The sequence below is a fragment of the Wenzhouxiangella sp. YN9 genome (assembly GCF_056324165.1).
The window spans coordinates 1-467 of sequence record NZ_JBJNIP010000054.1 but is presented as its reverse complement, the minus strand read 5'-3'; the positions used below and the strand labels follow the sequence as shown (position 1 = coordinate 467).

The window sequence follows — 467 nt, the reverse complement described above, 5'->3', positions numbered from 1 at the left end:
TAGCCCGGCGAGCCGCAGCGCAGGCGATGCACGAGCTGATCCAGGCGGCGGTTGGCGCTGTCCCAGGCGTGCTCTTGTTCGGGATCGGCGTTAACGATCAGATACAGCCGGCCGGCCAGGTTATCGAACACGGCCAGCTGGTCGGCTTCCAGCAGCAGGATTTCGGGCACGCCAAGCTCGTCGGGCTTGGCCGAAAAATCCAGTTTCGGTTCAAGATGAACAACCGTCTCGTAGCCAAAGTAGCCGACCAGACCGCCGGCAAAGCCGGGCAGCTCGTCCAGCTCGGGCGCCTTGCGGCTCTTGACGAGCTTGTCGATCTCGGCAAGCGGGTCGACGTCATCGCGGCGCTCGATCACGCGACCGTATTCCAGCGACTCCAGCGCGCGCCCGGTGGCCCGCCAGGCGCGGCGGCACGGCAGGCCGATGATGGAATACCGGCCCCAGTTCTCGCCGCCCTCGACCGATTC

1 pseudogene is annotated in these 467 nt (G+C 66.2%); it reads right to left on the bottom strand.

The window, feature by feature from the left end:
* Positions 1-467: pseudogene (locus tag ACEWQ0_RS01980) on the bottom strand (anthranilate synthase component I); the annotation flags it as partial.